Origin of the sequence: Bacillus sp. CCNWLW194 (assembly GCF_037120585.1) — a bacterium.
Classification (GTDB): domain Bacteria; phylum Bacillota; class Bacilli; order Bacillales; family Bacillaceae_G; genus Bacillus_A; species Bacillus_A basilensis.
The window spans coordinates 24,378-50,814 of sequence record NZ_JBBBBL010000019.1; the positions used below are offsets into that span (position 1 = coordinate 24,378).

The following is a 26,437-nucleotide window of genomic DNA, read 5'->3' on the forward strand; positions in this document are numbered from 1 at the left end:
TATTTTTTTGTTATCGTTATAACAAATTTCGCCAAGATTCCCTATGCATAGGGAATCTTGGCGAAGAAATAATTAACCTTTTATAAGAATACATAAGAAAAAACAGATAGTTAATTGATTTTAATTGTGTAAAAACTACATATCTATAAACAGTGCTAAGAATCGCTAAATAACTCTCATATCGAGGAAGGTCCTGAAGAAAGATTTCAAGGTATATGATGTTGAGGATATTGATTTGTGGGTATGCAAGCGTAAAAAGTTTTATCATATGAATTAAGTTTACTTTATAGAGTAGAGAAATGAGATAGAATATTAGATTTTATGAAAAGAGCCCTTAGGAGATAGGGGCTCTTTAGGGCACGCCTAATCACATGAATTGATTAGGAGGAATATAAATATTTTAACATATAACTAGTTGACTTGAAGGTAACAAAAAAATTACAAATGAAAATTCCCACTATAAAAAAGATTCAAAAATATAGTTTTATCTATTTCATATGTTGTTTTCCTTTGAAGTACCTCATGTCTGATTTTTATAGACCCTGTTTTTTAGAGTTTAAATTTATGTAGAAAACCTTGCAACAGAATCAAAAATCTTATATTTTCTTCTTTAAATCAAAATGGAAAACATAAGATTTCTTCAACTCACACAATATACCTTTTAAAATCACCTTTGTTAACTTTTTGTTACCTCCAGATAAGATATCTATATGTTAAAATCAATCAGTATCCCACTAATTAATTTATTTAGTTAGTTAGAGAAGTTCTCTCAAAGAGCCCCTATTATCTAGGGGCTCTTTTCATTTTATAAACCTATTATTTATTTCTTTTAAACGATTACTTAAAATTATTTTACTTCTACTGTATATTCCCCTGTTCCGCCACTATATTTATATACACTTAAATAATATTTCCCTGGATTTGCATTATAATTTCCAAGCAATTTGTTTCCATCTCGTTTTGTGGCGTAAGTTACATAATTATTTAGGTCTGATTCAGAATATAACACCCAGTTTAGTCCGAGATTTTGTTCGTTGGTAACGGTAATTTGTAAATCTTTTGGATCCTTTACATCGATAACAAATCTGTCAACTTGATCTTGATCGTTTAAGTTTCCTCTTAATAACGTGTTCAAAGATAGTGGGTTCGCTGTTTCAAATGAATTATTTGGTTCTTTCTCTACAGCCGTATCTTCTTCCGTATTCACACCGCTAAATACAACATCATATTCAAATTGTCCAACATTATTAACACGGTAATTTACAAAATAAGCAGTCAATGTTTTATATCCAGTCCACTCTTTTGCTGAAAGGCGTTTTAACATATCATTTGTTGCTTCATTCATTGCTTTCCAATCCTCAATTTCCCCTTTTGCCGAACTTCCAGTATAGGTACCCTGTAGTGTAAATGTATTAAAGAATTGTGATTTATTCTTTGTTACTTTCACATCTTTTAACTTTACTTCATTAGAAATCTCCGACGTAACATCTGAAAGCGATTTTGGATTGTGCTGCATTAAGTAATCATCTGATACCTGAGGAATTGTATACTTATCACGATTATTAATAAGCATTTGCATGTAAGATTGATATTCTTCATTTAATTTATTATCGTTGCTTAATGTAGAACGGTACGCATCGTAACTTGAAACATCATTTGTACGTATTAAATCATGCATTTTATCGAACATTTCAGGACGGTTATTATACATATATGATTGCAATGCAAAGGAATAGTTATAAAAATCCCACGTTCCATATTTCGCATTTAATGTTTGTGCTGCTGTATAACGTTTTGTAGGATCATTAGATAGTCCACCAATTATACTTTTTCGTGGTACTACACTATCTAATCGCGTTGCACCTGCAAAGAACTCTGCATTCCCTTCTTCAAACCATGTTAAACGTTCATTTTGATACATTTCCCCTTGTCCCCATAATCCCGGAACTTCGTACCTTCCCTGTAAGTAGTGCGTAAATTCATGGCGGAACAATTCTTCCAAACTATAAATACTTTGCTCTGGTGTACGCTCATATGTAAAGAACGTCCCTTTCCCTTCAATATAAATCCCACCATTATTCGTTTCATATCCATACAGTTGACGATTAAATTGATATTCATTTGGACTATTATAAATAACCATCGTTAGCACATCATCCGCATGTCCACTTTCGAGTGGTTTATCACTACCAACTGTACGATAAAATTGAGAACGTACTTCTTTTGCAGCCCAGTAAAGACGTTTAATTTTCTCTTCGCTAACCTTATCACCTGCTTTAAAGACAATTGCTCCATCATCAAACGTATACGTTTTCGGTAAATATTTCTTTTTACCATCTTCTCGAATTTGATCTAAATTTATTGTTTTTCCGTTCGCATCTACCCCTCCGTAATTTGTAGTAATTTGCTCTGCCGCAACAAAATATTGCTCTCCTAAATATGGATAGATTCGCATTGCGTCTGTAACAACTTGTTGTCCTTTAGTTGGCGTACTATGAAGCTTGCCTAAACGGCCAGCATAGTAAATTCCGTTATTTATTAACCATCCATTTTTATCTGTTACAGTACCAATTAGCGCAAACCGATTAATTTCATTAATAAAACTATCGATGTTTCGATACCACATCGTATCCTTTGGCTCTTTTCCAGTCGTGTACATATATGTCTGAATATCAAAGTCAATTCCCTTCATCAACTCATAAATAGCGTCTCCTTTAGTCCGGTCTTCAATAAAAGTTGTAAGGTTATCGTTATATTGTTTAAAAATTTCGCCTGCATATTGAATAAGTTCAACATCAGTTGATGCGTTCCCAATCAACATTCCATAAGATGAAATAACTTTGTTTTGTTCCGGTGTACCAAGTTTAAAGTTCGGGTTTTTTGCAATTGTCTTTAAAGCAGGTAAACATTTATCATGATAGCTACGCTCATTTAGTTTGCTTAGTTCATTATGGTAAAAACCTAAATAAAATGCTGCACGTAAGGTTTCTACTAATGTCTCAATCCCTTTCGAATCATCTTTCGTATAGGATTGTCCTTGTTCTGCTAGCTTATCAATTATTGCTTGCATGCGACTATCATCTTGATAGAATTTAAGACTATCACTATTAAACTGGAATAATTCCGGAATTTGATACCATTTAATTGTCACAAGAAGATCAGTTAACTGTTTGTTACTTAATTGATTTAATTCGGCCATCGAATATTTTTTTTCTTCAGCTAACTGTTTAATATTATTTTTTTGTACTAGTGGACGCTGTGATAAATCAGCTAATTTTAACCTCTTTGAAAAAGATGCATGTTCTTGTACATCCGAAGAGTGTGCCAATTCATCAACAGATTTTTGTATTCCTATCGGTTCCATTTGTAATACACTCTTCACATTTTTTTCTTTTGTCTCTGCTTGAATATGTAAACCACTGCATGATATTGTTACAAGTCCAACACCAACAATCAGTTTAGAAAATTTCGAATACTTAACCATACTGTTATCCCTCCGTTTAGTCAGAAGATTCTGTTTTTTTCTAGTAGATTATTCTATTTGTATTTGTAAATCGTTTCCTATAAATACAAATAGAATAGTAATAAAATAGTAGCTTTTTACTACGATTAATCATTCATAATTCTTATTTTCAATCCTCCTTCTTTAAATTTATATAAGCAAAAACTATGCCAATATTATTTTAGTGGATAAAGAACCGTTCTTTATCTATGTTGTCAATTTAAATGTACACAAATAATTTTAAAATGTATAAAAAAATTTACAATGTAAAATTTTTTATACAAAGCTTCTTTTCTTCTATACTCAGTCAACTTTAAGGATACAGCCAAGATACATATTAAAATAAGTTACAGTTTTACTTTTATTCCATGCACCGAGGTACAACTATTTTAGGAACTTTTTAAGTCTGTGGCCAAAAGTAATTATCATACCTGCAAGAACCAACAATATGCCTATTGCTGCACTGTTATTTGTAGTTGCACCTGCTTTTGGAAGCTCTTTATACGTATCTTCTTTTTCATCAGAATTACTGTTGTTAGAGATATTATTAATACCATTTTCTTTATCTTTCACTACCACTTTTTGTATTGTAATTACCTCATTACTACCAGAGTCACGACCAAGGAATTTTACCTCGGAAGTACCAGTTTTAAATATATCTATTTCACCAAAATGTCTTACTTTATCAGTAATATCACCATCTTCTTTCTCAATAGCATTAACCCCAGACATTGGTGCAAATTTGTCTCCTACATTCATATTCACTTCAGTAGGTGCAGTTAACTCAGGCTCTTGAATCTCAATAGGTTTTTCTTTTTCTTTAACTGTTACAGTTTGTATTTGAGTTGCCAAATGACCTGCAGAATCTTTAACTGTGTATTTAATCGTGTAAGTGCCAGGTGTATTTGTATCTACTTCACCTTCATATTTTATTTCTGATGTAAGGTCACCATCTTCTTTATCAGTAGCACTTACATCTCTCATTGGATCAAATTTATCCCCTTCCGAAATTGTAGTTTCTGAGGATACTTTTAGTAATGGCGGCTCATCTTTTATTTCTTCTCTCTCTTTAACCGTTACCGTTTGTTTTGCGTTTACTTTATGACTTTTAGAGTCTTTAACTGTGTAAGTTAACTCGTAAGTGCCTGCTTTAGAGGTATCTACTTTACCGTCAACTGTTATTTTATTAGTAAGGTCTCCGTCTTCCTTATCAGTAGCAGACACTCCTGACATTGGGTCGAATGAATTACCTATATTAACTGTCGCTCCAACAGGTACTGTAAAATTCGGTTCCATATCTGGAATTTCTTCTACAATTACAGGTTTAGAATCTGTGGCTTCCCAAATAGGTGCGGTTAATATCGGATAGTTCAAATCTTCTATTTTTTGTCGGGTTTCTTGCGATGCTTTCAGTCCCCATTGATCAAAAAACGGGAGTACATTTTGTTTCGCTACTTTGGATGTATTGTAAATGAATGCTTGAATTTTTTCTTCATCCGTTTTTGGAAGTTGATCCTTTGGTAACTCTCGATATAGTTTGTGAAGATTCGGATAAAAATCTTCACCATATGCGAGATGAAGTTGCCAAAGCATAACAAGTTTCACAAACAAGTCATTAATATTTTTATAGTCTTTATCTGTTTGTTTTAAGTATGCAAAAGCTTTATCGTAATCACCTGATTTTTCTAAGCGCGTCGGTTGATTCGGGAATAATCGCTTTTGTGCAGCTAAAGAATATAGATTAACAGTTACTTCACCCATCCCTCTTAAATCATTCCACGTCCATGGTTGTTGTTGTCTTGCATGTCCCGCTTCGTGCATTTGTCCCTATCCAAATTTATTTACATTTAAAGCACTTTCGATTGCGTTACCAGCAGTAGTAAATGCACCTCCATCTAGACTTGCATACATGCCCCATGTTGGTCTGTTAGGGTTTTCTATAAAGGCCCAAATACGTTGAGTCGAACGATGTAAAGGATTAGGATCTGTTTCAGATAATCCAGATATTTTATCTTGCGCTCGAATCATTTCATCATATGTTTCTAATAATGGGATAGGATCTTGATTTACTATATGCCTCTTTGCACTATCTTGAGTAACCGTAAGTACTGCTTTCTTTGATTTTAATTGAACAGCATGTGCATTTGGATACTTGTCCATCATCGCAATCCAGTCTGCTTTCGTATGCTTTCCTAATTCAAAGAACGGGACATGGCTCCCGCCTTGTACGACTTTCACCTTAACTGTTCCTGTAGTTTGATTATTATCAAGTCCTAATAACCCACCATTTGGAGAGGAAATCTTATTCGTACCAGGAGAAAGTTTAATTTCTTTTCCCCATTCTTTATCATAGCCATGTGTTCCAATAATCGCTCTAATCTTATTCGTTCCTGATACTTCAACTGTCACTTCTTCATTCGGTTGTATATAAATTCCAGTTGGTATATAGGTTTTTTGTTCACTTCTTCTCTCTCTTGTTGCTTCATCCTGATAGCTTCCTGTAGCTGGTAGGTCAAACTCCCTTAGTTCATACTGGTTTGTAGTTTGCTGATTAACTGTTTCAGCGTGTACATTTAAATTGTTTGTTATAATAGGTGTAAATAATGTAGTTGCCAAAATAGCAGATGTCGCAAGTACTTTCATCGGTTTTTGAAATATATAATGATTCCTTTTCTGCATATAAATAATCCTTTCTTTTTCAATTTGTTCCATTAAACTCCTTTTGTTGAATGAATGTAATTAATTTCAATCTCCTGGCGAGTTAACATTTCTGAAATTTCAGAAATGTTAACTCAGAAATCTTTTTATAGTTTAATAAATATAAAACATACCAGAAGAAAGAAATTTTCAACCCTGTTTATACTAAATAATTACAAAAGATAAGGTATGAGAATGAAACAAACTCATTTCCTTTTTTCTTATTAATAAGAATTTAACATCGAACAAGTCTTACTGCAATATAATTTGACAATTATATCTTTTTTTCGACAATTTTCTTATCCTACTAAATGAGTAGTCTCACATCTCTTAACAAAAAATTTAAAAAATATAAGCGACTTATCATAAGTCGCTTATACGTAAAAACTTATTTTATTTTGGTCAATACATCTCAATTGACTCACCGGTCTTCCCACATGCTGATACACCATTTTATTCTCTAATATTCCGATTTCAGTCAAAAACATGACATACTTTCGAATAGAAACTCTTGAAACCCCTACTAATTGCGCCATTTCATCTGTTGTAAACGTCCGTCCATTCAGTGACTCAATTTTCTCCCAAATTAATTGTAACGTTTGTTTCGTTAACCCTTTTGGAAGCTCTTTAGTGACAATAGGCTCTCTTTTTTCCTTTTGTAAAATTAAAGAATCTAATTCCGATTGACTAATTTTTTGTTGTTCTGTCATGAAAGTAAGTTTTTCTCGATATATAGTTAATGCCTCTTTAAATCTTTCAAATGTAAAGGGTTTAATTAAATAATCTACTACGCCATAATGTAATGCTTTTTTAATACTTCCCATATCATGTACAGCTGAAATCATTATAATATCAATTTCTTTCTCTTGATTCCGAATATACATTAAAAGCTCAAATCCAGTCTCTTCAGGCATAAAAATATCAAGTAATACCAAATCTACTCGCGATTTCTCTAATACTTCTATCCCATCTTTAACTGAGTTAACTGCTTGAACAAGTTCAAACCCTCCTACTTGTTCTAAATAATGTGTATTTAACATTGCTACCATCGGATCATCTTCTACAATTAAAACTTTAATCATATTTGCCCCTCATCCCTACTATTAGGTATTTCAATTGTTATCTTTGTTCCCTCTCCTAACGATGAATGGATATAAATCTCCCCATTTATTCGCTGTGTACTTTCTTTTACAAGATATAAGCCATAACCGCGATTATCTCCCTTTGTGGAATAACCTTTTGTAAACAATTTATCCAGCATATCTTCTGGTATCCCACTGCCTGTATCTTGTACTGTTATCATTAAGGCATCTCCATGTTCTATTCCAACTTCAACTTGTTTTTTCTCACAATTCATTACTGCGTCAAATGCATTATTAATTAAATTTCCAACAATCGTAATAAGTTCATGGATGATACAATCATCATATATATCTGGTAAGTCCGATTCTTCACTTATAATTAACTTTATATTTTTCTCCCTAGCATAGCTAAGTTTACCCAGTAAAAAACCAGCAAATACTGGACTTTTAATTCTTTTCATAACCCCACCAATTTCATATTGATGTTCTGATACCATACGACTTACATATTTCTGCAATTCTTCATACTGTTTCATATGTGTTAGCCCTAAAACGACATGCATTTTATTCATAAATTCATGAGATTGAGCCCGTAATGCTTCCGCATATAGCTTAATGCCAGTTAGTTCTTCCGCTAATTGTCTAATCTCTGTTTTATCACGAAATGTTGCAATTGCGCCAACTATTTCTCCCTTTACGTATAAAGGAACACGATTCGTAACAATTGTAATCCCATAAACAGTTTGTTCCTCGTTTAATTGTACATCTCCTGTTTGCAACACTTCTTTTATACGTGAATTCGGCGTATACACTTCAAGATTTTTACCGATAATATCTCCTGTAAGTCCACCTTTCTTTAATATTCGTTTTGCTTCATTATTTATTAAAGTTACATTGGCATCTTTATCTACAGCAATAATACCCTCTTTCACCGAAAGTAACATCGCATTTCTTTCTTCAAGAATTTTCGCTATCCTATGTGGCTCAAGACCAAATAAACTTTTCTTTATATGTCTAGCTAGCAATATCGCCCCTATAATACCAACTAATATTCCTACTCCAACACCGATATAAATAATATGTCTACTTTTTTTCACACTCTCTTTCACATTATCAGCTGAAATGCCAACAGCGACCGCACCAAGTTGCTGACCTGTTTCAGCAAAAATAGGTACGAATACTCGCATAGAAACCCCTAAAGTTCCTTCTGCAAGTGAAACATGTTCCTGTCCCTTCAATGCAGGTCCCTCATCTCCTCCAATAAAATGATTACCTATTTTCTTTGGATCTGGGTGAGACTTTCTTATTCCGCCCATGTCCATAACGACAATAAATTGAACATCTGTATTTTTTAATATCCTATTTGTATACGTTTGGATTGCGGAAGTATCTGCTTTGCCTGTTAAACCATCGATTACAACTGAATCTTTCGCCACAATACGTGCAATTATTTTTGCTTTCTCTGCTTGGCTATCCTCTGTTACCCGTTCTACATTATGACTAATTAATATATCTGTCACAAGTAAAGAAAACATTACAACTGTACACACTAATAATGTGATTGTTTTCCATAAATCCAATAGTCTTTTCCTTTTTTTCATCTCTTCATTGGCTCCTCAATTCTTCTACGCGATCTTTGTTAAATATAAAATAAGTAAGCTGTTATTATACTTTAAATTTACTCGTTATTTTTTAAAGTTTTTCTGTCGTTTCTTCTAATTTTTGATTAGCTACAAAATTTATCCTATGAAAAAAATAAAATAAGAAAAATTAAACATTATCATTATTTTTGTAGCAAGGATTACAAGATGATTACTTTAGTAAACTTATACTTCTCACAAAATACTTCTAAATTACTCATAAAAGTTAATCTATCGTATTGCCATCTAGCTAAGAAATACAATCTTCCATAAAGAGCTGAATCCTTATAAATAACTGTATAGTTATAAAGTTTTTTGATTTTATGAATACCTCAAAATACTAAATTGATAAACATAGGATGGAACCCTTAATTAAAACAGGGAAAGCTCATATAGGTAGGGACAGAAAATAGATTAATACATAAAAAAGGCTCCATTGCTGGAGCACTCAAGAAATGATATACACAAATGAATTAAAAGAAAGAACAGACAATTAAACTATACAAATAACTCATAAATAAATCTATATATTTTTTTAAAATTACATGTAAAAATTTTAATTTGGGGTACTTCTTAAATATTACTTTGTTCGCTCAGCTACAAAAGATGAAGAAAACAGATTGCTATCTATTTGGGACGGACATAATTCTTATTATGTCGGTAAATCCGGTGAAATACTCAAATAGATATTATAAGCATAAAAAAATTAATTAATATATATCCATTTTGTCAGGTTGCTATAAAAAAGCTCCCTCTCTAGGGAACTTTTTTATTATCTTATTCAATGGTATATCGGCTATCTTCTGAAACATATAAACTTTTTGAATTAATTTCTATACTACAATCCCCTAATCGCCGCTTTACTTCTGATAGTAATTTTTCATTTGCTTCTTCTAAAGAACTTGCTGGAATCACCGTAGATTGTGAGCTTGATACTTTACCACTATACATCACTGAAAAATTCAATTCATATTGATGTATCAAGATTTCTCCACTCCTTTTTTCCCTAAGTTTTCTCACAGATCATTCTTATTTGTTGATTACAATTATAATTTTTGAAGATAGATACACACTTTGATACATATCAGATTTTTCTTAGTTAGGTGATAGCACACCACAATCTTGCATGTCAGCGATACCAGAAATGGACTTCGCCTTTGGTAGCAAGAATCCTACTGACGTTAGTCAGCTGGCCTCTTTAGGGGTGGGTGTGTCAATTAATAAAATATATGCAATAACTTTAAAAAAAATCATTGTTCCATCTCAGTTCCCTCATAAATTTATTTAAACTATTTAAAACCTCGAATAACATATCAGATTTTATATCAATACCGAAGTTTATTGATATATAGTAATTCATCAGATACAGAAATAGATATAGGGGTACCGCCAAAAAAACACGAATTTTGTACGCTAAACAAAGAAAGTTGCTCCTTTTTTTACTATATTGTAGGAGGAAAATATTTGTGTAATGTTTAAAAAATTTAGTAAAGTAACTTTGTGTGCTAAAATTAAGTAAATTACTTATATCAGATAGAGAATAGTCTGTTAAAACTAAAAGTTTCTTAGCTTCTCTAATTTTTTCACTTTGTATATATCTACTTAAAGACATGCCAACCTCTTTTCTAAATAGGGGGCACCATATCAAAAAAAGAAAATTGTACATTAAGGAATATTTTTACATATCATTAAGAAATAAAAACACAGAGAAAATGATTTTCCCTGTGTTTTTATTTCTGCTTTATTCTGCTGCTTTACGATTACTTGATTTATCAATCTTTCCTTAAACACAAGTAATTTTACGATTTTATAGTCAACCTCTGAACTGGTATTTATCGCAAATAAATACATACAAATATAAAAAAATGGATAAAATCACTTACAAAAATTCCCACTACTCATTCATGAATCTTATGAATTCACCACTTTATACACATTAAGAATTCCATTCCCAAATAAACTCCTCCTGTTTTCAACAGGATCCACTCCCCATTTATACAAATATTCCACCGCTTGATTAGGTTTATCCTTTAAATTTCGCTGCCCCACTATTAACGCTAACGCACCCGATACTTTCGGAGCTGCTGTAGAGTTTCCTGCATCATAAAAATAATCTTGATCTGGACCAGTGCTAATTACTTTTTCTTTCTCATACATTTTTTGCTCGTCCCAAATATTAAAATCGAACTGTTTAAATAATCTATTATCTCCTCCTGGAGCTGCAATATCTATAAATCCATCTCCAAAGTTAGAAAACAGAGAAAGTTCCTTCGATGGTCCTATAGAGGAAACCGTCACCACACCTGGTAAGGATGCCGGAACATCTAAGAGTTCTCCATCTAATTTTATGCCATCATTCCGTAGTTTTTTTTGCAAAAATTTATACATTACATCTTTATCATTTACATCAAGCGAATTATTCCCAGCAGCTGCAACAACAATGCTTCCCTGTTCTTCCGCATACTGAATCGCATCTTTAAATGCTTTAATTTCAGCAATATTCGTTTTTGAACCTTGTTGTTCAAGATAAGCTACACCATCAATTAAATAGTCTCCTAAACTCACATTAATAACATCTACATCATCCTTAGCAGCTTCAATAATCCCTTTAACAATCCACAAAGATTCAGCTGTTCTTTCCCCAAATACCCTATATGATTTTATCCCTACATTTGGTGCGACTCCCTTTAATTTTCCATTAGCAGCAATTTGCCCTGCAACATGAGTTCCATGTCCTAATTTATCAGTTAATTCGTTGGAATCCCCTGATTCATCACGCTCTTTCCCGCGAAATCCATTTTTCGGAACTAAATTTTTAGAACCTTCTACAATATTATTTTTTAAATCCGGATGCTCCATATCTAATCCTGAATCTATAATACCAACTGTTACATTTTTAGAACCAGAATATATCTTATAACTTTCTCCGTTGTTTGTAATCCCATGCATATCCCACTGCTTATCCCATAAAGAACCTTGCAGATTCATTTCCATCTCTTTTTCCATATTCATTTTCGAGCCTAATGTCCGTAAAGATGGATTGTATGTATCAATTAATGAGTTTTCACCCAACACTTTGACTTTTTCTTCATTCCCCTTCACCTGTAATAGCCCTAACTCCTCAATAGAATAGACAACTTCTATATGATTTTTCTCTGCCAATCGGACTACATCATTATAGTTATCCGTTTCTTTCAGTAGAATAGTGTAATAATTATCTTCTTCAGCAGCACTAACGAAATCATAAGGTAGTAAAAAAATCAACAAGACCATAAACAGAACTATTGTTTTTACCCTATTAAAATTTTTCATTCGTTTTAAATCCCACATAAATTCCCCTCCTGAAATCCTATATTTAAATATAAAGTTACAACGAAAAAAATATCATTTGCCTCCAAGGTTGTCAATATAAAGAAAAATGATCATTTCATCGAGAAACAAGTTATTTCACGTGATTAAAATTTAACCTGATAAAAAATGGAAATATTAATCTTTTTTTCCTTTTTTGTAAAAAAAGATTGCTTCTTCCAAGTAGTGCATGTTACATTCAAATAGTTAAGTTTAACAATAACCGGATAACTTAATATTTAATTTTAGATTTAAATTAGGGAGGAATTTTATTATGAAAGGCAAAAAAATCATTGCTAGTGCACTAACAGTTTCTTTATTATCTACTGGATTCATTAGTACAAAAGCTGCCGCTGAAGAAGTAGGTAACAATGTACCAAAGCACACAGCACCAGTACAGACAGTTAATTTCAATCTAAAAACAACAATGGAAAATAACCTTTTAGTTCAATCTATTAGTCCTTCGGACCTTAAAGATATTGAAGGAATTTCCGAATATTTCAATTTAACACCTGAAGAAAAACAAGTGTTTTTAGATGCCGCAGCTAATAAAGATGATAGTGGTTTTGAAACTCGTGGAAAATTAAGTTGGGCTGCTAAAGCTATTAAAAAATTATGGAATGAGCTTCCAGGTCCTGTAAAAGATAGACTAGGAAGACAAAGTGCCTTAATTACTATCGCAAACAGAGTAGAACATTATACTGGCGCTTTAGAAGATGCGATTTATGCTGGTGTATTAGATGTTGTTGGTAATCCAACAGCTGCATGGTGGATCACTAAATCAATCACCCTATTACTGTAATCAATAGATTTTACTGGTTAATTGGGTAGAAATTTCATATAATTTTTGTAGTTACATCATCAACTGCAAAGGAGTAAAAATGAAAACTCAAACTTCAAAAACAAAATATTCAAGTTACATATTTAGATTTTTAGTTTGTTTTATTGTCCCTATAATTGGTTTGATTTATATTTTTGTTAATCGGAAGAAATGGAGCAAACTTGATATAACCTTTTATCTTTTGATTGCTTTAACCAATCTTTCTTTAACTATAACCGTTACATTTTTTACACGTGACTTTTGGATAATTTCTATACATAATTTGATTTGTTTCATTATTTGTATAGTCTTTATCTTATGTAAAAGACGGTCAAAGTAATAAGGACTAATAATTCACAATCAATCTAACAAAAAGCTATTCTTTCTATATATTCATAGAAACGAATAGCTTTTTTTATGGTAAGTAAGTAATTATAATGAGGGGTTAACGCACCTATGCCCATCTTCTGAAAAGGATATCAAGGCAAAGTATTCTATAATAGGTGTAAGTCAAGTCGCTTTATATGGAAATTTAGGGAGATTTAAAAAGTTGAAAAGGCGACTCTTTAAATAAAAAAGAACTGCCTTTTTATTTAAAAATATTCCTTAACGTACAATTTTCTTTTTTCGGTCGTGTGACCCCATAGATACTATTTGTAAAAAAGCAATAGGAATATTTAATAAATATAAAAAGAATAGAGGAATTTAAAATGAATTGGGAACCTATTAATTTAAATAATCTTTCTAAAGATGATGCAACTATTACTGTAGAAAAAGCTAATAAAATAATGATTTTCTTTTCAATTATAATTACTTTGTTTGTGTTTTTTTTGTATAGATTTATTTGGGGAGTAAGTACATGGGAAAATTCTATGCAATTTGTATTAGTTTGTTTAACAAGTTTTGTTTCTATCATTATACATGAATTGTTACATGCAATTGGATTTAATTTTTTTGGTAAAGTAAATTGGTCTGATATCAAATTCGGTATAGTATGGAAATCTTTAACTCCTTATGCTCATTGTAAAAAGGCAATAGGAATAAATGCTTATCGTATTTCAATTTTGATGCCTATTGTTATTTTGGGTATTTTACCTACTTTTATAGGTTTATTAATTGGTAATGGTTTTATAACTATTTTAGGTACTTTTATGATTTTAGGAGGATTAGGGGATGTTTTAATTTTTTATTTAATTTATTCTTATGATGCTAATTCTATAGTAAAGGATCATTCGGAAAAAATAGGTTGTGAAGTTTTTTATAAAGAAAATATTAATTGATATTACTATTAAATGTTATTTTTTAATGTTTTAGAAAGAAGGTTGGAAAAGTGTGTTAAAAAAATTTAATTGGATACAACAGCATGATTTAAAAGATTGTGGTCCAGCATGTCTTGCTATGATTTCTAGACATTACTTCCATAGTTGTCTATATACAACTATCGTATCACATTTAAATTAAAATACGGCTCTAAGAAGAAATTGAGCTGATCCTTTTGAAAATAAAAAAAAGACGCGATAAAGCGCCTCCCATTTGGGTAAATAAGAAGTAAGGTTTCCAAGATAACTGAAAAAATAGAACAGATGCTTAGATTTTACCAGTTTTTTTCGCTGAATGAACATGCATTATTGCATACTAACGAAAATTTTATATCTCTACATTTATTTATGTATTTTTAGCTCATTTCTTTGTTCTTCAACTATGTTCAAAATGAGACAACTATTACTACATAAAAAGCAAAAAGAATTAAGTGAATATAAAGCTATTTACATGATTCAAGATCATCTGTACTTAGTATATGAAGCTATACAAAAAGACACCCAAGATGTATCAAAAATTTCCCTTCGTCTGTTTGACATCTTACAGAAAAATGGACGGAAATCCCATCGATATGAGAAAAAGACAGTCTTTGATATTTTAGGTGTCGTTTATCAGTTTACTGTATCCAATTTAAAGCAGAAACCTGCATAATCTTTAAAAATATACCTTATCCAGGTTTATTTGGTATGCGTATTTTTAAAAACAAGTAAATAAAATATCAAGCATGTAGACAACAAGAACGGAAGTTCGTGGAAAATTCAACCTTAGCTTGATGGGCATGTACAGCCGAGATATACACGTATCTCGGTCGTACCTCTATAACTTTAGTTTGATGGCTATGCCCTTATTCTCTTATTTTTGTGGCGAAACAGATTCCACTTTTAATTCTTTTATCCCTTCTTTTAATGTGTCAGCATCTGTCCTTAATGTTTTCCAACTGTCTTTAGCCGCATCCAAGTTATTCTTTAAGAATTTAAATCTATTTTGATCAGCTTTTTGAGATGCGGTCTTAATGTGTCCAAGTACTCCCGAATATTGAGAATCTAAGTCATGCCACTGCGTGGACATATAAGTAAGAGCGTTAATAGCATCATCAAGTGCATTATGCATTTCATTAATATTATTGTAAGCAACTCCAACTACACGATTTAATGTTACTTTATAATCTACAGTCTGACGTAATTCTGCTAATAAAGGCTCTAACTTACCTAAATTATCTCTTGCTACACCCACTATGATACCGCCGATTATCGGTAGGCCCAAAATGGCACCCTTCATTACATTAAACCCATCAGATTCTAGTTGTTTATAATAGTTTACTGATCCTAAAACTTCATCTAGACGCTTTTGATCAGCCTCAACATCTGCACCTTGGTTTTTTAAAATCGTCTGCAGGAGATCTTTATTGCTTCCAAATGCTCTAATATCTCGTCCAATAGCTTCTCTTAAATTAGTTAATTCTTGTATTAATTGTTGTGCAGACTTTTGGTTTTGTTGAATTTCAGCTCGTAAATCTGTAATCCCTTCTTTTAAAGTCTCTTCATCCCCTGTATTAATCGCATCTACTATTGTTTCATAATAATTTTTAAATGTTGTATCGTATTCAATAATGCCTGTTAATGTATCTAAAAGCTGTTTTTTTACTTGAGTATCCCATGTAATGGCATGTGCTCTTGCATTTTTTTGATCTTGTATAATTCTACCAGGTAAATCCACATATCCATTAATATTAATTCCTTCAAAATTCACATCTGGATTTTTAATTAACATATAAGAATAGGCATTCATGGATTTTGCAAATAATCCAGCCTTTTTCAGTGTTTCTTTCATCTTCCCTTCATCTGCTGAAAGTGACGTATCTCCATTGTTGGTTTGTTCAATTTCACTTGCAAAAGCTGCTACTGGTGAGACTACTGAAGTTGTTGTCATAGTTAAAAGAGTCGATGCAACGATTAGTTTGTACGGGATTTTTTTCATCATTTTATATTCCTCCTATATAGGTCTTAATTTTCAGTTCTATTCTTGTTTAAAAGCGATGTCTTTCGAAATGAATTCTGCATCTTTATGAATATCATTCCAAACACCTCTTCACTATAATTTTTTTACAACTTTATTCATATATCTTGAACTTGCCTCTCTCCTTGCGCATTTGAGAGAGGAGAATTCTTTGGGATAGAGTTTTAAACTCAAGAAACTCGCATTATTATTTATTTCCATAGAATGTAAGGACCTTACGCCCCTCATTTAAACACTATATTTTTAATAAGTAAACAATAAAATGCCAACATTTATATTTGATATTTCAGACATTTTATAGTCATATTAAGAAAAATATTATATCTTAAAAATCAAATACTTTTAATCACTTCACTAAGTGAAATAGTTATACGCTGATAATGAAATCTGAAAATATAATAACCTTCATTTGGCTATATGAATCTCTTCAAAAAAATGTTTTTAATATAATTTAATAGTAAATTTATATATAAATCCTTTTTATTTAGATATGCAAAATTACATGTAAATATAGGGTTCTGGTGCAAAGATAAAATGAAAACCAATAAAATGCATATGTTCCTAACAAGGGCACGGCAACGATTACTTTTTTTGGGGGCCACGGAAGAGGCTTTGCACAGCATGGGGCTATTTTCCTTAAAGGAAGTTGTAAAAACGCCTAAGGAGCATCTTCTAATAAAGCGGTTTGGAAAAGTAAAAGGTGAAGAGTTATATCGCTTTTCTTATGGTATTGATGAGAGCCGGATTGCAAATAAATACATTCCAAAAAGTACCTCTATTACAAAAGGACAAATCTTGTTAGAGGACTGTTTCAGCCCAAATAAATTAAAATTACTTCTTTTAGAACAAATTGAAGAAACTTGTTTTCGTTTACGATCTATGGATAAATGCTGTCGTACGGTTGAGCTTTCTATAGGCTATAGCAAATACATCGGTGGAGGTTTTAAACGAGCGATCACCTTAGATCAACCGACATGTTTAACGGAAGATGTCTATGCTGCTTGTTTAAGCTTATTAAAAAAGTTTCACTCTGGTCATCCGGTGCGCCAAATACACATTACACTAAAGAATTTGACCAGGGACGATGCACTTCAAATGTCACTGTTCGAAGATACTTCCCAAAAAGATACTAAAAGGAAATTAGCCAAAACAATGGATAGTATACGGCATAAACATGGTAAAAATTCAATTATGAGAGGTATTAGCTATGTTAAAGGTGCTACACAAAGGGAAAGAAACGGAAAAATAGGTGGACATAAAGCCTAAGGAGGAATACAGATTATGATTGATAGAGGTATGATGCGATGGGTTTCATTTTCAGCCATAAAAGAACAATTTGAAGGATTAAATGAAATGTATGAAAAACAAAACGAAGTACCGATGCCTATTTTAGATGAACAAAAACTAGATCTTATAAATGATATTGTGTGTTGTGCAATGGCTGAAAATAAGCAAGTAAGTATTTCATACCAAAAAGAGAACAAGGTATATTCCGAAGTGGGTTATATTCATTACTACGATATGGCCTGTAATGAATTAAGATTTAGGAACCAATGTGATAATGTACTGTATATAAAAATTAATCATGTTACAGATATCCAATATACATAACGCTTAAAAAATTATGGGATGGGGGAATTATGATGAAAAGTCAAAAAGAACTTATCTATCATTTTAGAGAGTTTTGGGATTTTGAGTATATTTGTTTGGAGAAAAAAGGCTTGGGGTTCCCAGAATTAGAAGAAGTAATGTAGAAATATCACATGTATAAATCTGATGAGAATTTAGAATTTAAAGAGTGTTGGATACATCGTGAATTTGTGGATGGAGAAGAATTAAGAACAGTTCAAATTATATATGAAGATAGTGAAATTAATAGGGTAGTTCGTTTATGGGGATCTAAGAGAAATAAAGATGGAAAAGTTCTTGCAATGACAATGGATTTTTTAAATATGGAAACTAAAGAACTGGAATGTGAGATAGATATATTAAAGAAAGTTGAAGATAATTAAGCATTTAAACACACCTTTAGAATTGAATATCCGAGTAAGATTTCATTAGTTATTTGAAAACATAATATTAATATCTTATAATTTAATAAAATCTATTTAACATTATAGTTTATGGAGGATTCTGTATTGGAAATTGTTCACGAACCACCCTATAGTTGGCAAGATTTAGAATTAATAGTTACGAAAATATTAAATGAATGTGGATTTGATGCTGAGCGTGGCAAACAGATATTAACGGTAAGAGGTACTGTTGATATCGATGTGTTTGCAAAGGATATCAATAGCACACCTTCATCAGAATACCTAATCGAATGTAAATATTGGAACACTAATATACCTCAAACGGTTATTCACTCCTTTAGAACAATTGTTAACGACTATGGTTCACAGCAAGGTCTAATCATTGCAAGAAATGGGTTTCAATCAGGAGCATACGAGGCAACTAAAAACACAAATATACTTTTACTTTCTTGGAATGAGTTTTTATCATTATTTGAAAATCGTTGGTTACAAAACAGAATGAGAAATATACTTCATATAGCAAAACCATTGCATATTTACACTGATCCTTTAGATGTTTCTGCTTATCTCGGCAATCTCACAAAAAGTGAAATATCACAGTACCAAAAGTTATGTGAAGATTATATGGGTTATAGTACTTCTTTGTATAAGATTACTTTTGAGGAAATCGTAAGTATGTCATTGCCAGATAAAGAACAACTAGATAACATTATCCAAACAGCTCAGAAGCATTTTGATGACTATTCTTTTAATAGTTACACTGATTTTTTTGAACATATTGAACAAAAATGTTTGGAGGGAATTCAGTTATTTGAAGAGCTTTTCAAGAATACTGATGCAAAAATCCACGTTCAAAAATATAGTTAATCTGGCTCTAGAATATAAATAAAATGGCGCTTATCCTTGCTGTAGGAAAGCGCCCGATTGTGGAATTATCAATCTTTTTTATAAAACTACAATAGTTGAACGTCACTCGTTTTCAAGATTATTATCTATACAATTTTCACATAGTGAATCTTGCCTTTCATCGAGTATAGTATAACAACATGGGCACATTCCGACTGTATTTTTATGACCACAATTCATGCATATACCTAATCCATGATTATTATCTTCAGACAAATTAACGGTCAATTCTCTACATTCTTCACAAACAAAAGAAGCAAAATCATCTTTAGAAACTTCAGGAATTTCGTCTTCTAACAATTTATAAATTAAACTTTCAACTTTGCTTAAAGATGAAATATCAAGTTCATTCTTTGTTTTAGGCAAATAAATCTCTTGATCCTCATCATATTCAGCCTCTCCATTAATATAGTCAATTTTAAAACTTCCTTCTAACTTATCATTATCATAAACTAAAAAATCCACTGTACTAGTAAAACCAACAGTTTCATCTATTTCAGCAATTATATCTACATGTATACTTCTTTTAAGAATGTTCCCTTCAATTTCGAATATTTTTTCATGTTCAGTAAAAAGAGGCTCGTCATAAGTTACTTCAATGTCAGTTCTATAGTAAATTTCATGATAAATGCTTTCAAAGGTTTCAGTAATATGCTCTTGAAATATGCTAATGATTTCACCTGTATCAAGAACCTCTATACCTGCCTCTTCTGCAAAAAATTTCTCCTCCTGACGCTGTTCTAGATAAGACTTTTCAAGTTCGTTCTCCTTTATAAATTCTAAGAACTGAGTAGATGCATCTTTTAAATACTTCTCAAAATTTTCCTCAGCGCCACTTATTATCTCCAATAAGTCCTCCATGCTTTTCTTAAATTTTTCATATAGTTTATCATCAATTAACTTGTTATGTGCTACATGATTTCTGTCATTGCTAAAATTTCTCCACTTTCCACTAAACTCTCTTAGTGTACAAGATAACCATGGAGAAAAATATTCCTCCCAAAAATCTTTTTCTACTTCCATTTGTTCCTCTAGTAATTTTGTTAGACTTTTTTGATGAGATTCAATTGATTTATGATTATTTATAATATCACTCATCATATATTTGAACTCTCCAAGTTCTTGATATGGGTTAAGAGATTCAGGTGAAAAAGGATTTAATTCACTAAACATTGATTGGTTTTTCATCGTATACGTTTTAAATTCTAAAATGTTGGTCAAATCATCAGTATCAATTGATAACAAATGTGCATGAACATTTTTAAAACTTGGTGCTTTGGCTTGATAACCAATAATTCTTTTTGAGTACTTATTAGTTAAGTGAGTCGGCATGAGCTGCCACCAATCTCCTCCTAAATGGTGAGATAAAACGGTATTAATAAGACGTCGTAAGCTATTCTCAACAGAGTGAATATTTTTATATAGATCTTCAGCAAACTCTTCTGATTGATGATCTGTTAGCCAAACACATTGTTTCCAATCTTCTACTAGTAGATCTTTTATCATTATTTTTAAATTATGTAACTCTTGATCAGCAAATTCTTTTTCTCGTGTCTGAATATCAATTTTCAGTTGAAAACGTCCTTCCGCATGAATAAAAATAAAGTCAATAAAGTATTCTTTCTTAGATAAAACTAGATAACAACTTCGCTTAGTTTCTTCTGTATCATAAAATGATAACTTTTTTGAATTTAAACTTTCCTTAATATTATTCATTAATTCATCTGTATATTTTTCGAAATCAAACTCATATAGCTTCAAATCTATCATTACAAATCTAATCAATGTCTCAAACTCCCTTTATTAAAATAAAATTATATTAATTAATTAATTCAACCAATGTAATTGCATAATGAATTAAAACGATATGATTGAAGTTACTTAAAATATAAACGAACGAGAAAAAATAATGAAACTTTATAAAAAATATCATGTCTTTTTTATAAACATCGTAATTTTATTTTAAAGCCACATATTACAAGCCCTCCCTGTTTGGAAGGAGGGTCAATCTTTATTTTGTTTTTCTAACAGTTGAATAAGCCTATCTAACTTTTGCTCAACTGGATCTTGTTTTTTATGATTGCTCGTATGTCGAATTGTACGTATAATCCCGCCAAACAGTGCACCAATGATTATTGCAATAATGATGTAAGAAATAGTGGTTCCTAATGGCATTATTCAGAACCCCCTTTTTCCTTATTGTACCATTTAGAGGAAGTAATATGTTGTGCGATTTGTATACATTAAGCAATTTGAAATTTGATATACTAAAAGAAAAAATTAGGATGATAAAGTTATGCCATCAGAAGAGTTCCAAGCCACAGTACAACATTTTTCTTCTTTCTTATTAGATAAAGGAAGAAAACCTTCTACAATTAAACGCTATGCCTATGATATTGAAGATTTTGGTCAGTGGTTACAAGAATCTAAAAAGCTACCATTACACAATATATGGACGACACTTAATACAGAGGATTATGAAGAGTATTTTAATGATTTAAAGAAACAACGAAATTACTCAGATAAAACGTTACATCGTGTTTATATTGTTCTAAGTAGACTTTATCAATATTTAGACCTACCTAATCCAATAGAAGATATGAATTTTGTAATTCAGCCTAATCGTGCTTTACGTGATGAAGACTTTATTTCTAAAGCGGAAGAAAAAAGGTTAAAGTACATTTTAACCTCATTAGAAGGATTAACAGAAAAACAATGCTCTGTTCGCCCTTTACTTATGGATCGTAACATTGCTGTTGTGCATTTACTCATTAATAATGGATTGTCCTTACAAGAACTTGTAGGTTTACAGATGAAGCACGTCCATTTTGAAAAAAATACAATCTTAGTACCAGGAACAGTGGGTATAGAGAGAACTGTTCTTTTAACTAAAGATGATAAAAAAATATTATTTAATTATTATAAAAGTATTCCTGAACCTGTTCGCCCCAAATATCATAGCAATGATCCATTATTCGTAGCATTCGATTTTACTCGAAAAACTTATCATTGGTCATATGATAACGATGCTCCCAAGGCTTTAACAGAAATTGCTGTTCAAAAAATGATCCGACTGGAAGTTGAAAGGGCGAATTTACGAAAAGGAATTTCAGCACAACATCTACGGAATACATTCATTTTACGGCTAATCGAAAATAAAGTTTTAGAGGAAGAAATTATAAAACAGGTTGGTTTTAAATCTAAGCTTTCGTTAAAAAGATATTATGATTACATCCATTAAAAATAACGGAGGAAGATTCTTTGAAGAAGAATAAAGAACGAAATTCATATTATATAAGAAAATATACTTTGCGGAATAAAAGTATAAAATCCATTGAAGTGGAACCCTGGCGTTCGTTTAAAGAGGAAATGAAGGTACTTAATATTAATGACAGTGACATTTTTCAAATTCAACTGATTGAAAAGCGAGTGTGAATTAAAAACCTTGATAATATCAAATATGATAAAAGAAGAACCTTTTTGGGTTCTTCTTGATAAACGTGGTCTATTCTCCTAATCGTTTCTGTAGCTCTTCAGGTTGACCATATTTTAACCAATCATATATGCGAAATAGTCTCCTAATACCAATTCCTTCTAGTGAGTTTTTATCTGTTATATGCTTTGAGTTTTCTTTTAGAAAATCTTTTAGCTCATCACAATTCAATTTTTCTTTTCCTAACAATGGAATTTCATTAACTGCTATTTTAAGATCGGGGTACCCTTTAAGAACCTCCTTTATATTCTCAAATTGCCAATCCCAAGGTGATTTTTTTAGTTTTAATTTTTGTTTATTTGTTAAGAAGTCCTCATAACTCATTTCCATTTTGTTTTTTATTTTTAGATCTAATAATTCAATTTTTACACTACTTTCCATTACATATCTAAATAAGGGCACATATTGATTAGAGCGGAGAATTTGAGGTAAAGCAAGCTCTACTATTGAATTATAATCATACTTAGGCTCATCTGATAATAGTTCGTAAAATAGCTCATTATCCGACATACCTCCATATCCGTGTTCACTTAAGTCTCTAGTTGTAGAAACTTCGTGGTTAGATTGCATTTGTTCAGCTATACTTTTTACTCCTACACCAATTACAAATTCAACATCTTCAGCATCATCGCGTTCTCCATCTACTACATAAATTTTTTCTTCAGGATCATTTGTTTTAACCAATTCATAAATTTGGGATTTTATCTGCCTCATTACTTTCATGCTAAATTTTCTTTTGTTATGAGCCAATGCATTATACACTTTTTCATAATTATTTGTTTTAATTTTAGTGATAGGAATTGTAATTTTACCTATTGTTAGTGATGAATTATTTTCAAAGGAATCTTCTTCTTCACCAGCTCGCTCAACAAATATAAGTCGATCTTTGAGCTTATCGATATTGTCTTGATCTAAACAGTGAGTAATAGATTCTAATATTTGTTGGATGTTATTATCTGATAGGGAGTATCCAAGAAATACAACGGGATGCTCAATAAATACTGTAAGAAGTTTAGCCGCTAAATATGCATTTCTTTTATTGTACCCTTCATAATCTGAAGTTGTTAATATTAATGAGTCTGGTACAGAGCTACAGCCGTGGATTTTATATATTTCATTAACTTCTAAAGGATGTGAGAATAAAAGCTCCTTTTGACCAATGTATACTTGCATGTCATGTTCTTGAAAAATTTGTTCTAATAGGACATCCCAATTTGTTGTAATTAGACCATCAATTACAACATTTTTTAGAGCTGCAATTTCTTTATCATTCTGTTCATTTAAACCATATGTATACTCTTTATCATTTAAGTATTTTGCAATTTCGACTTTTAAAGGACTATGTTTACTGCTAATTTGATTTTTAAATTTTTTTCTACTATTTTCATACTTTTGTTCTTTCCACCAAATAGGGTGAAAATCATTTGCCATTAATTCAGCCACTTCAGCCCAATCCTTATTTGCCGTAGAAGAGTAGTATTCAAATTCATAAGGCATTAGACTAGAGAATTTTCTCATTAAGCCTTCCCAATTTTCTAGATTTAAGTATCTTTTAGAAAATCCAGAACCAATAAATAAAAACGGAGAGGTATTTATTTTCTTTAAGTGTTCAGTTAAATTGCTTTCTATATCTGTCATGTTTTAAACCCGCCTATCTTCTTTAGAATCTTAATATTATTATATCATTACTGAGTTTTTTATTTTATTTGAATGAAAGTTCATTTTGTTTCCATCCTTAAGTTGATGGATGTGTGGTGCTACCCCATCATTAAACGACAAAAGCATCTAATTAAAATTAGATGCGGAATGTATCAAGTACATTATCTTTTTCTTCTTTATTAATCCCGATGTATCGTAGTGTAATTTGTGGTGTACTATGATTCAATATTTCTTGTAACATAGCAATATCTTTTGTTTGCTTGTAAAACCAATATCCAAATGTTTTACGCATGGTATGAGTTCCTAAAGATTCAACTCCGGCAAAATCTCCGGCTTTTTGTAACTGTCTATAGGCTTGAATTTTACTAATAGGTTTATCACCTTTTCGAGAAGGAAATAACCAGGTACTTTTTAGATCTTCAGCATATGGGAGTACTTCCTCAAAAATGGACGTAATATTTATGATACGCTCCTTTTTTGTCTTTCCTTCTTTTACTTTAAATTCTTTTCGTTTTTTTCGCTTCAGTTTTAAAATTTCACTCGTTTCCATTTTAAGTAAATCACTTACACGTAACCCCGTATTAATACCAATTAGAAATAAAATGTAATCACGATCTGAACAATGACGTTTAAGAGACCATTTCATGTCTTCGAGCTGTTCTTTGCTTCGAATTGGTTGTACATCGATTAAATGCTGCTTTTTATCCATCGGTTTTTCAATCCCTTTATTTTTAATTATTTGAATGTATACTTTTTTGCATATTTTATAATATCAATGAAATTAGATGGAAGTCAATGTTTAAGCATAAATGAAAGTAAACTTTTTTATAAAAGTTTACATTGGAGTTTTGAATCATTTATAACTAATTTTGTAATAAATTTCTCAATATAGATATACTTGTTAATTATGGTTCTAATATTCAAAATTAACAAAAAATAAATTATAATAAAAATATGATGGTTATCCTTTTGTTTACTCCTTGTGCTAAAGATAAGATTGTGTTCCCGATCTTATCTTTTTTCTTTGTATATTTTTGATACAAAAAAAGAATCCTTATCATAAGGATTCTGCAACAGGAAATCATCACCAATAAGCTAATTCAATAGTACAAAGTTCCATTGTGGAACTCCATTTTTTAAAGAGTAGAATTTACTTCTACTCTTTTATTAATTGTAATAAAACCCCAGAGTGGCATCTCATTCCTCGAATCGTTTTCGTACCCCTATTTGTATAAACTTACTGAGGGTTAGTATATATATGAACTGTCACATGACTACCATCAATAACTTTACAAACTTGAAGACAAATTCTTTCAGTAGCTCTAACAGAAATATTTGCTGTCATTTGGACATTATCTTTATCATTTCCCTTTACCCGCTTTAAGGACGCATGTAAGATATTCTCACATACACTACGCCCAAATGATTCATAAGTATGAATAGTTTCTAAATGGTTTTCTATATATTTTTTATCTATTTTTTGCATTTTTTCACCCCTAGTTATTGGTAGTAAAATATACTTGCTAATATGTTCCGTATTTAAGTATGTTGCGGAATAACTTTAGTTTCAATTAATGGAACTAGTTTGCATATTTCTTCTGGACCAATTTTAATCTTCACCATACAACCATTTGTCGTAGTTGAAACAGAAATGTCTGCCGTTAATTGGATCTTTTCTTCATAATCTCCCTTCACCAGCTTTAAGCATTCATTTAAGATTGCCGCACATAAACTACGTCCAAAAGAATCATAATTATTAACAGATTCTAAATGTTTTTCTATGTATTCTGTATCCAATGTTATCATTGTCTATGCCTCCATTAAGTTATTGGTAGTACACTAAAATAATATGCTCAAAATTAAACCATTTTATGTATATAGGAGTCACCATACATGCCCATCAAGCTATGGCTAATAAAAA

Annotated in this window: 18 protein-coding genes and 5 pseudogenes; 9 read left to right on the top strand and 14 right to left on the bottom strand. The window is 31.2% G+C overall.

All coding sequences use genetic code 11. The annotated features are described in order from the left end of the window. Positions 1-847 precede the first annotated feature (847 nt). The 7 genes and pseudogenes from V7S50_RS28790 to V7S50_RS28820 form a co-directional block, all read right to left on the bottom strand. Entirely contained in the window at positions 848-3,484 is a 2,637-nt protein-coding gene (locus V7S50_RS28790; protein WP_336376579.1) for a collagenase ColA, read from the bottom strand. Positions 3,485-3,886: 402 nt separating this feature from the next. Continuing rightward, positions 3,887-6,214: pseudogene (locus tag V7S50_RS28795) on the bottom strand (M60 family metallopeptidase). Positions 6,215-6,573: 359 nt separating this feature from the next. Next, entirely contained in the window at positions 6,574-7,281 is a 708-nt protein-coding gene (locus V7S50_RS28800; RefSeq protein WP_336376578.1) for a response regulator, read from the bottom strand. Beyond that, positions 7,278-8,882: a sensor histidine kinase gene (locus V7S50_RS28805; protein WP_336376577.1), complete on the bottom strand. Its 1,605-nt coding sequence runs from the start codon at positions 8,880-8,882 to the stop codon at positions 7,278-7,280. Before V7S50_RS28805 ends, V7S50_RS28800 begins: the two co-directional genes overlap by 4 nt. 816 nt (positions 8,883-9,698) lie before the next feature. Then, positions 9,699-9,905, bottom strand: a complete 207-nt coding sequence (locus tag V7S50_RS28810) for a hypothetical protein (RefSeq protein ID WP_000581809.1) — start codon at positions 9,903-9,905, stop codon at positions 9,699-9,701. Between the two features lie 460 nt (positions 9,906-10,365). Beyond that, positions 10,366-10,554, bottom strand: a pseudogene (locus V7S50_RS28815) (helix-turn-helix transcriptional regulator); the annotation flags it as partial. Positions 10,555-10,832: 278 nt separating this feature from the next. After that, entirely contained in the window at positions 10,833-12,251 is a 1,419-nt protein-coding gene (locus tag V7S50_RS28820) for a S8 family peptidase (protein WP_336376576.1), read from the bottom strand. Positions 12,252-12,543: 292 nt separating this feature from the next. On the opposite strand from V7S50_RS28820, the gene V7S50_RS28825 reads away from it, so the two are divergent. The 4 genes and pseudogenes from V7S50_RS28825 to V7S50_RS28835 form a co-directional block, all read left to right on the top strand. Next, complete coding sequence (locus V7S50_RS28825; protein ID WP_336376575.1) at positions 12,544-13,071, top strand: hypothetical protein; 528 nt, start codon at positions 12,544-12,546, stop codon at positions 13,069-13,071. 728 nt (positions 13,072-13,799) lie between these two features. Further along, positions 13,800-14,369 carry a DUF3267 domain-containing protein gene (locus V7S50_RS28830; RefSeq protein WP_336376574.1) on the top strand — a complete coding sequence of 190 codons (570 nt, stop codon included), beginning with the start codon at positions 13,800-13,802 and terminating at the stop codon, positions 14,367-14,369. Positions 14,370-14,421: 52 nt separating this feature from the next. After that, positions 14,422-14,544 (top strand): annotated as a pseudogene (locus tag V7S50_RS34190) (cysteine peptidase family C39 domain-containing protein); the annotation flags it as partial. A 192-nt stretch (positions 14,545-14,736) separates the two neighbouring features. Next, positions 14,737-15,060: pseudogene (locus tag V7S50_RS28835) on the top strand (IS4 family transposase); the annotation flags it as partial. Between the two features lie 201 nt (positions 15,061-15,261). Here the strand turns inward: V7S50_RS28835 and hblA are convergent. Then, complete coding sequence (hblA, locus tag V7S50_RS28840; RefSeq protein ID WP_336376573.1) at positions 15,262-16,389, bottom strand: hemolysin BL binding component B; 1,128 nt, start codon at positions 16,387-16,389, stop codon at positions 15,262-15,264. 570 nt (positions 16,390-16,959) lie between these two features. Here hblA and V7S50_RS28845 point away from each other — a divergent pair. The 4 genes and pseudogenes from V7S50_RS28845 to V7S50_RS28860 all read left to right on the top strand — a co-directional run bounded on the left by V7S50_RS28845 (position 16,960) and on the right by V7S50_RS28860 (position 19,325). Beyond that, on the top strand, positions 16,960-17,691 hold the full coding sequence (locus V7S50_RS28845) for a DinB/UmuC family translesion DNA polymerase (protein WP_442896547.1): 732 nt from the start codon (positions 16,960-16,962) through the stop codon (positions 17,689-17,691). Positions 17,692-17,706: 15 nt separating this feature from the next. Then, positions 17,707-18,036: a YolD-like family protein gene (locus V7S50_RS28850; RefSeq protein ID WP_336376572.1), complete on the top strand. Its 330-nt coding sequence runs from the start codon at positions 17,707-17,709 to the stop codon at positions 18,034-18,036. A 32-nt stretch (positions 18,037-18,068) separates the two neighbouring features. After that, positions 18,069-18,437, top strand: a pseudogene (locus tag V7S50_RS28855) (hypothetical protein). A 126-nt stretch (positions 18,438-18,563) separates the two neighbouring features. After that, positions 18,564-19,325, top strand: a complete 762-nt coding sequence (locus V7S50_RS28860) for a restriction endonuclease (RefSeq protein WP_336376571.1) — start codon at positions 18,564-18,566, stop codon at positions 19,323-19,325. 102 nt (positions 19,326-19,427) lie between these two features. Here the strand turns inward: V7S50_RS28860 and V7S50_RS28865 are convergent, their stop codons facing one another. Continuing rightward, on the bottom strand, positions 19,428-21,149 hold the full coding sequence (locus tag V7S50_RS28865; RefSeq protein WP_336584447.1) for a hypothetical protein: 1,722 nt from the start codon (positions 21,147-21,149) through the stop codon (positions 19,428-19,430). Between the two features lie 219 nt (positions 21,150-21,368). Next, positions 21,369-21,539: a DUF4083 family protein gene (locus tag V7S50_RS28870; protein WP_336376569.1), complete on the bottom strand. Its 171-nt coding sequence runs from the start codon at positions 21,537-21,539 to the stop codon at positions 21,369-21,371. Between the two features lie 121 nt (positions 21,540-21,660). On the opposite strand from V7S50_RS28870, the gene V7S50_RS28875 reads away from it, so the two are divergent. Continuing rightward, positions 21,661-22,605, top strand: a complete 945-nt coding sequence (locus V7S50_RS28875) for a tyrosine-type recombinase/integrase (protein WP_336376568.1) — start codon at positions 21,661-21,663, stop codon at positions 22,603-22,605. Positions 22,606-22,869: 264 nt separating this feature from the next. Here the strand turns inward: V7S50_RS28875 and V7S50_RS28880 are convergent, their stop codons facing one another. From V7S50_RS28880 to V7S50_RS28895, 4 genes are all read right to left on the bottom strand, one after another. Next, a complete protein-coding gene (locus V7S50_RS28880) occupies positions 22,870-24,495 on the bottom strand; it encodes an SIR2 family protein (RefSeq protein WP_336376567.1) in 1,626 nt (541 codons plus the stop codon). 157 nt (positions 24,496-24,652) lie between these two features. Next, a complete protein-coding gene (locus V7S50_RS28885; RefSeq protein WP_000358766.1) occupies positions 24,653-25,225 on the bottom strand; it encodes a tyrosine-type recombinase/integrase in 573 nt (190 codons plus the stop codon). 528 nt (positions 25,226-25,753) lie between these two features. Further along, complete coding sequence (locus tag V7S50_RS28890) at positions 25,754-26,002, bottom strand: hypothetical protein (RefSeq protein ID WP_336376566.1); 249 nt, start codon at positions 26,000-26,002, stop codon at positions 25,754-25,756. A 53-nt stretch (positions 26,003-26,055) separates the two neighbouring features. Then, positions 26,056-26,322, bottom strand: coding sequence for a hypothetical protein (locus V7S50_RS28895; protein ID WP_336376565.1), 267 nt, complete (start codon positions 26,320-26,322; stop codon positions 26,056-26,058). Between the last annotated feature and the right edge of the window lie 115 nt (positions 26,323-26,437).